Source organism: Pseudoalteromonas sp. (genome assembly GCF_041613455.1).
In the GTDB taxonomy this organism is placed as follows: Bacteria; Pseudomonadota; Gammaproteobacteria; order Enterobacterales; family Alteromonadaceae; genus Pseudoalteromonas.
Window position 1 is genome coordinate 1 of sequence record NZ_JBFJHD010000132.1, and the last position, 8,129, is coordinate 8,129.

Sequence of the window (8,129 nt, forward strand, 5' to 3'; positions counted from 1 at the left end):
GTTGGTGGTTACTATAATAAGTTTGAAAAAACGGAAGATAGCCGTGAATTTACACCGGGTTTTGATCAATATGCCGTTGATAACTGGGGCGCAAACCAACTCCGCCCAGACTCATTAGAGTATATTTCAATTGTAAACGCTGAAATTACGGAATCAGCATTGTTTGGTGAAATCACTTATAGCGTTACCGATAAATTAACACTCATGGCCGGCGCCCGTTTTTATGACTATGAAGTAAACTCGTCTTCTGCCATTGATTTACCTTTGTACTATACGTTATTTGATAATTATGCCGCCGATGAAGTTAATCTCAACTTTAAAAGCACCCCAACGGCAGCCGATGACGGCAGCTTATTTAAAATTAATGCTAGCTACCAATTTAGCGATGATGTCATGGCATACGCCACGATCAGTGAAGGCTTCAGAGTGGGTGGCGCTAACAGTGTTGCGGCTTGTCCTGAAGATGTAGCAAGCTCTGACATTCAAAACATTTGTGCACTGCCCGATGAAACGCTTTATCAGGCTGATACCACCACGAACTATGAATTAGGCTTTAAAAGCACCTGGTTTAATAATAAATTCCATTTCAACGCCGCCTTATTTACGGTTGAGTGGGACAATGCGCAAGTTGCCGGTGCCACTTTCTATGGCCAACAATCAATTACCAGTAACGCCGCAACCGCCGAGGCGAAAGGGGTTGAAATTTCAACACGCGCTATGCTGTCTGATAGCCTAACAGCCTATGCAACTTACGCTTATACAAACGCAGAATTAACTAAAGATGCGCCATTTTTGTTTAAGGTATTAAATCAAAATGAGCTTGATGCCGGTGTCGAGCAAGATTATTACGATGGTAAAGATGGCGATCGCTTACCGGGTTCGCCTGAGCAACAGTTTTCACTGGGCGCGACTTATTCCACAGAACTGTTTGACGATACCTTGCTAGACATCAACTATGGTCTTACCTACCAAAGTGACGTGTACTCTAAAGTGGGTTTGCGCGCTGACGGCGAAGCGTTACCAGGTTATGCGTTAAGCAATATCTCGGCAAGGTTTTCAAAAGACGAATGGTCGGTAACCTTATATATGGATAATATGTTTGATAAATATGCTTATAGCTCAGTACGCCGCGACAAAGGTGATATTGGCTTGGCTAAGTATCCTGCGATGAACTCTAATGATGCCAGCCTACAGCGTAACTATGGTCATTACTTGATCACACCTCGCACCGCCGGCGTACGTTTTGAGTATTTGTTTGGCTTGTAAGTGAAACATTTAAATATTCAGCGCTCAGGTTAATGCGCACACTGTGTTTGTAAACACTGAGTCACTTAAAAGCACCGTATTGCCAAATACGGTGCTTTTTAATTTTATGACTAATAATGCTCAATGCTAACCCTAGAGCTTGCTTACTAAGGCGCAGTTAGACGGCTGAGATGTGCGTTTAGCAGCTTGCGGTTTATATTCTGCTTAACCATCGGTGAGCTGTAAATATAACTAATGGTTGTCATAAAACGGTCTTTTATGACAAATAGACTAAACTTACATTATGCCTTGGTAATTAAGTATTGCAGGTTTACATTTCTGGTTTTACTTTTTTATTAGGGTATTGCATAAAAATCATAAAACGTAAGGATAGTGCTATGGAAAAAGCTTCGAACCTTCACCATAAAATGTATGTACTAGACACCAATGTATTGCTTCATGAACCCCTTGCCTATTTATCTTTTCAAGAACACAGTGTGGTCATTCCAATGACGGTGCTTGAAGAGCTCGACCATATAAAAGACCGTAAGCACGATGTCAGTCGCGATGCGCGTATTGCTATTCGTGGTTTAGATGAAATTTTAAAAAATGCCACCCCCGAACAAATGTTACAAGGCGTGGCGTTACCCAGTAATAAAAAAGCCAAAGCGGAGTCAAACGGTAGCTTAATTATTGTTAATGATCACTTGTTTGCCGACTCTATTTCGGGGTTGCCCGGCAATGAAAACGACCACCGTATTATTAACTGTGCGGTGTATTTACAAAAACAACATAGTGATGCCAAAGTGATACTCGTCACCAAAGATATCAATATGCGTTTAAAAGCCAAAGGCGCAGGATTGAATCATGTTGAAGACTATCGCACCGACCAATTGATTGATGACATTAGCTTATTAACCAGTGGCTACAAAAAAATAGCCGGTGATTTTTGGCAGCATGTAGGAGAGTGTAATACTCAGCAAAATGGCCGTGATACTTTCCACCATGTGGCAAAAAATTTAATCCCCGATGTGTTTTATAACGAATACTTAATTGATGATGGCGAGCACTTTGCCGCGCGGGTTAACGCCTACGATGAAGAGTACATTACCTTAAAAGATATTGGTTATGAGCGCTTAATGCACCACAGCGCATGGGGAGTCAAACCGAAAAACATTTATCAGGGTATGGCACTCGATGCGCTACTGGATACCAGTATTGAGCTGGTTATTTTAACCGGCCCCGCTGGCTGTGGTAAAACGTTATTGGCGCTTGCTAGTGCACTAGAGATGGTGATCGAAAAAGGTATTTACGACAAAGTAATCGTCACTCGTAATACCCCTGAAATAGCCGAATCAATAGGGTTTTTACCCGGCACCGAGGAAGAAAAAATGGCGCCCTGGTTGGCGGCCATTACCGATACGCTGGAAGTGCTACATAAGGGCGATGAAAACCCAATATCGAGCCGTAACTATATAATGGAAAAAGCCAATATCCAGTTTAAGTCGGTAAACTTTATGCGCGGCCGGAGTATTCAAAACGCGGTGGTTATTTTAGATGAAAGTCAAAATTTAACGGCCTCACAATTAAAAACCATTATTACCCGTTGTGGTGAGGGCACTAAATTGATTTGTACCGGTAATTTGGCACAAATAGACAGTAATTACTTAACCCCAGTGACCTCGGGATTAACCTATATCGTAGAGCGCTTTAAAAAGTTTGAGGGCAGCGCCACGATAAATCTTAACGGTGTGGTACGTAGTCGCTTAGCTTCTTTTGCCGAAGAAAACTTATAACTTGCGCTTAACATTATGGCTCGCTAGTCTATTAGCTGATTATCGAGCCATAAAACAGGCAAACAGTTGAAATTTTTACCCTTAAAAGATTATTACCGCTCTTTAGTGGTGGCGTTAGCCGTGCCGTTGTTTGTGGCTTTTTTATTATGTTTACACTTATATAATATTAAAGTTGAGCGCGCGATTGAAAAGCGCCATGCTGATTTTGCCAATGTTGCGGCGCAAGTTGAGCATACCATGGCGGGGATCAATGACTTATTCAGCACTATGTTTACCCTGTATCATCAATCTAATCAACACCAGCGATATAGCGAATTACCGACCAAGGTAAATCAATATGATGACTACTATTATCAATATGTTAGTGCGCTAAATGGCGAAATAGTGGGCACTGGTGAATTTGCACAATCATCGCCTGCCGCGTTGCGCTGGCAAAAAGTAGTTACGCTTGCCCCGTCATTTAATAGCACGCTGGCGTTAATGCAATCTCTTAGCGCTGTGGCCTATGTTGATGAGCAGGGTTTTGCCTATGTGGCGCGGCGGGATCGCAGCGAGCGCTTGTTACTCACTGACATATTACAAGGTAAATTTAAGCCACTGTTTTTAGAAGGGCAACTCACCTCCAGCCCGATTATTACCGTAAATAACAAAACCTACTTTGCAATAGGGCGGCAGCAAGACGTTAATTCTGACGATTATATTCTGCTTATTTATGATGTTCAGGCTATTTCTAATTGGCTAAAAAAAGTATCGCCGCAGCAGGGCGAATATATCTTTATGAACCAATACCATGAGGTGATAGCAAGCTCACAGCAGCTGCTCACTCAGGCGCAGCGGTTAAATCAATACTGGCCCGCGTTATCGGTGCACTACGACAATACCAAGGTACTAAAAAATAACCACTTTTTAATGCAGCCTATTGCTAACTACCCAATTCACGCGGCATTTTATGAATCAAATAAGCAATTATCTATGCCTATTATTTATGAAACGATTATTGAGTTTTGCTTTTTAACCGTTTTTTTAAGCATAATGTTTGGCGTGTTCTTTTGGTTAAGTCAGCGTATTTTTATAAAACCCATGACCTTTTTAATGAGTTACTTAGCGCATAATGAAGACAGTAAAGGCGGTCATTTAAGCTACCAAGTACCATTAAATTGGCAGCCGTGGTTTTTAAAAGTGAAAGCCGTGTTCGCAAAAAATACTCAGCTGGTGGAGTCGCTCCAACAGTTGAATAAGCAGCTTGATGCAAAGTTACAACTGCAATCTGAAAAGTTAACCCGCAGCTACGAAGCTAAAGAGCGTCATTTAGCGCTGCTTAATACTGTGCTCAATAGTGTGCCTGACTTTATTTATTTTAAAAATACCGATGGCTCATTTTTAGGCTGTAACAAAGCATTTGAAGCGTTTATTGGCAAACAGCAAGCCGATTTAATGGGTAAATTAAGCAGTGACGTGGGTCTCGACAGCAACAACATAAGCGCATTAGAACAGCAAGTACAGCAGACTTGTATGCCCGAGCAGCAACGGGTTGATAGTGAAGGGCGTGCTTATTTGTTAACCGTAGCGCCATTTTACAATGAGCAGCAACAATTGTTAGGCGTGATGGGCATCGGTCGCGATATCACCGAGCAACAACACACCTTACATGCATTAAGAGAGTCGGAGTCTAAATTTAGAAGTGCCATTGAATTTGCGGCTAACAGTGTGCTGTTGTTGTCGCTGGATCATACTATTTTGCAGGTAAACAAAGCGGCGCGAAAATTATTCGCGGCACACCAAGAGTTGCCCGGAAAGTCATTACAGAGCTTATTTAGTAAAACCCAGTGGCAAGAAATCGCAGCCACACTTGAGCAGCTACTTAATAATAAAAAGCGGGTCTACCATTTAACCTTGGCGCACGCAAAGTTAGCCGAATGGTTGCAGTTAAGTGTGTCATTGGTGTGGCATGAAAATGGCGAACCTTTATATTATATAGTGCACATACAAGATATTAGTGCATTAACCAAAGCAAAACATGACGCCGAGCGTGCCACGCTTGCTAAAAGTCGTTTTATTGCCAATTTAAGCCATGAGATCCGCACACCACTCAATGCTGTATTCGGCTTATTGGATATGCTGATAGAGCAAGGATTAACTGCCAAACAATTACAGCAAACAGAGCAAGCTAAGCATGCGGCTCACAGTCTATTACTGTTACTCAATAGCATGCTCGATTTTGCGCGGGTAGAAAGTGACGAAGCGAAATTAACCCAAGCCCCTTTTTGCTTGGTTGATTTAGTGGATATCTGCGACAGCTTAACGGCGCCACTGTGCGAAAGTAAAAATATTGCATTTATTATCGATATTGACCCCTTAATTGCCCCGCAGCTAATCGGTGACAGCGTGCGTTTACAGCAAGTACTGGGTAATTTATTAACCAATGCGGTTAAATTTACCAATACTGGCAGCATTACCCTGAAGATGGAGCTCGTGCACAGTGATGCCACACAGCAAAGTATTTGCTTTAGAGTCATTGACACCGGTTTAGGTATTGATAAGGCCGATCAGCAGCGGTTATTTGATGCTTTTACACAAGGTGATGAGTCATCAACCCGTACCCATCAAGGGGTGGGATTGGGCTTGGCGATTGTAAAGCATGCAGTGTCACTGTTGGGAGGGGAAATAGCACTAAACAGTGATAAAGGGCAGGGGTGTGAGTTTTATTTTAACATTACAGTGCAGCTTGATACGCAAAATCGCTGCTATTTACCGCGTAATACCTTAGCGCTGTTATCAGCGCAAAGTAGTGAGCTGCAACAGGTGGCTAATACCTTTGCAGAACTTAGCTGCGTAGAGTTAGCCACGGCGTTAACATCCGCGGATAAGCTAAAAAATTACGACAAGCTCATTATTGACGTTGCCGATACCGCGGCCTTATTCAATAGCGCCAGTTGCACTGAGGCATTATTGGCAAACGCCACTGATGTTATTATTGTGGGTCAACAGCCAGGATTCAGCTTGCCTGCTAGTTGTGCCTCGCTGTCGGTACAGTGTATAAAGGCCAGCGCACTGGCGCAGCGGTTATTGAGCTTAGACTCAGCAGCTGCAAATTTTAATGTTATTAGCGAAACGAGCAAAGTTAACCCGCTATTACCGCAACAGCATGTCGCTGGCTTATTGGTGCTGGCAATCGATGACAATCAATTAAACTTAGATGTTATTAGCAGTGTTTTACAGCAGGCCAACATCAATGTGGTTACTGTGCTCAGCGCGCAGCAGGGGATTGATTTACTCGCTACGTTACAGCCCGACTTGATCCTGATGGATGTGCAGATGCCACACTTAGATGGTTGCCAAGCCACGCGCTTAATTCGTCGGCAGTTTGATACCGAGCAATTACCTATTTTTGCACTAACAGCACATTGTGAACCGGCCGATATTGAACGTTCGTTAGCGTGTGGAATGAATAAGCATTTAACCAAACCTGTGGTAGCAAAAGAGCTTATCGGGGCTATTGCTGAACTCGAACTCACTAAAGTGAGCTTTTTCGAATACGCGTTTGCGTTAACGCAGTTTAATTTAGACGACGTGCTACTGAATACCATGATCACTAAATTTGCGCATTTATGTAGTACACAAATAGCGCAAATTCGCAATAACCAAGATGTTGATGAGCTGATCCGTTTAGCGCATAGCATCAAAGGTGTGGCGGGAAATTTAGGTTTTCAGCGCTTGTCGCAGTGTGCTAAGCAAACAGAAAAACAGCTCAGAACAACTAACAAAGCAGTTGAATTAACAATGAAAGAGCTTATTATGCAGTTAGAGCAAGTAATTGCGTTTATTAATGTGTCAAAGGTGGGGAATGTCCAAAAAAGCTAAAGTATTAATTGTTGACGACGATGCCCTTAACCGAATAGTGCTGGAACAAACACTCAGTGATGAACACCAAATTTACTTAGTTGACAGTGGCGAAGCCGCTTTAGCTTTTTTAGCCACAACCCAAGTTGATTTAATTATACTCGACATCGTTATGCCGGGCATCGATGGTTACGAAGTATTGGTGAAACTAAAAGAAAACAGCCAAACGCACTCTATTCCGATTATTTTTATTTCGGCAAACCAAAGCCATGACGATGAAGCGAAAGGCTTAGAGTTAGGGGCAATGGATTATATTACTAAGCCATTTTGCGCCTCAATCGTGCGTGTTAGAGTACGAAATCAATTATTGATCAAACAAAAAAATGATTTGTTAGAAAGGTTAGCGTCAATAGATGGATTAACCGAGTTACCTAATAGGCGTTACTTAGACGAAAACCTCACGCGTGAATGGCGTAAATGTAAACGCAGCGACACGACGCTGTCGGTATTACTGATAGATATTGATTATTTTAAACGCTACAACGACAATTATGGCCATCGCGCTGGCGATGATTGTTTAACCAAAGTAGCGCAATGCATGGCGGCGCAATGTGAGCGCGGCAGTGACTTTATTGCGCGTTATGGTGGCGAAGAATTTGCAGCGGTGTTACCCGCTGTCAGTAAAGATCAAGCTATTGTATTTGCAGAAAAATTACGCAATGCAGTAAATAAATTAGCGATTTCACATCAAGCGTCACTGCATGCAAACCACATCACCATTAGTATTGGTGTGGCCAGCACCGCGGACACAGCTATTGCCAGTGCTGAGCAGTTGTTAGAGCATGCAGATTTAGCGTTATACGCCGCGAAGCAAGCAGGGCGTAACCAGGTAATGGCTCATTAAATTTTCGTAGCTTTTCGCAGCTCTTTGCACAAAAAACGCCAAATTTAATGGGCGTTTTTTAGTGACTACTTACAAATAATGAGTGGCTTAATAGGGGCCGTTACTTTTACACCAAACGATTACGCGATTGCTGCTCAGTAAAGGCGATAATATTTAAGCTTACTTCATTTATTAACCGCACTATGGACTCGGTGCTTGCCCACGCAATATGTGGAGTGAGGAGTAAATTATCGCCTTGGTAATTCGCCAATGGGTTATTAATTTCGGCGGGCTCCTTGGTGAGTACATCCACCCCCGCACCGGCGATCAACTGTTGCTGTAACGCTGTAGCAAGATCGGCCTCA

Annotated in this window: 5 protein-coding genes; 4 read left to right on the forward strand and 1 reads right to left on the reverse strand. The window is 42.7% G+C overall.

Annotated elements, in window-relative coordinates; translation table 11 throughout:
• From ABYB02_RS11840 to ABYB02_RS11855, 4 genes are all read left to right on the forward strand, one after another.
• Nucleotides 1–1,266: TonB-dependent receptor (locus ABYB02_RS11840; protein ID WP_372762654.1), on the forward strand; the 1,266-nt coding region annotated here is incomplete at its 5' end.
• Between the two features lie 377 nt (nucleotides 1,267–1,643).
• Nucleotides 1,644–3,041 (forward strand): PhoH family protein, encoded by a 1,398-nt coding sequence (locus tag ABYB02_RS11845; RefSeq protein ID WP_372762655.1) that lies wholly within the window; start codon nucleotides 1,644–1,646, stop codon nucleotides 3,039–3,041.
• A gap of 66 nt (nucleotides 3,042–3,107) precedes the next feature.
• Nucleotides 3,108–6,902: an ATP-binding protein gene (locus ABYB02_RS11850; RefSeq protein ID WP_372762656.1), complete on the forward strand. Its 3,795-nt coding sequence runs from the start codon at nucleotides 3,108–3,110 to the stop codon at nucleotides 6,900–6,902.
• The gene (locus tag ABYB02_RS11855) at nucleotides 6,886–7,785 is read left to right on the forward strand and encodes a diguanylate cyclase (protein WP_372762657.1); all 900 of its coding nucleotides are present in this window, start codon (nucleotides 6,886–6,888) and stop codon (nucleotides 7,783–7,785) included. Before ABYB02_RS11850 ends, ABYB02_RS11855 begins: the two co-directional genes overlap by 17 nt.
• A 106-nt stretch (nucleotides 7,786–7,891) precedes the next feature.
• On the opposite strand, the gene ABYB02_RS11860 is transcribed toward ABYB02_RS11855, so the two are convergent.
• Nucleotides 7,892–8,129 (reverse strand): NAD(P)-dependent oxidoreductase (locus tag ABYB02_RS11860; protein ID WP_372762658.1); only part of this gene is annotated, 238 nt, incomplete at its 5' end.